This is a genomic window from Moorena bouillonii PNG, from assembly GCF_001942495.1.
Lineage (GTDB): Bacteria > Cyanobacteriota > Cyanobacteriia > Cyanobacteriales > Coleofasciculaceae > Moorena > Moorena bouillonii.
In genome coordinates this window covers 7704848-7705099 of sequence record NZ_MKZS01000001.1, presented here as the reverse complement: position 1 = coordinate 7705099, position 252 = coordinate 7704848, and positions in this window count along the sequence as shown.

Below are 252 nucleotides of genomic sequence, written 5' to 3'. Positions count from 1 at the left end.
TGGGTTTCCCTACCGCTCAACCCAACCTACGTTTTTAGGTGTGCCACGCCACTACTGGGGTGGCACATTTAAAATGGTGCAATAAGCGTAGGTTGGGTTGAAGAATGAAACCCAACACCAGTAACGCTTTGTTGGGTTTCCCTACCGCTCAACCCAACCTACGTTTTTAGGTGTGCCACGCCACTACGTAATATTTTCAAATATGAGATGCACCCGCTACTCCCGACTCCCGACTCCCGACTCCCGACTCCC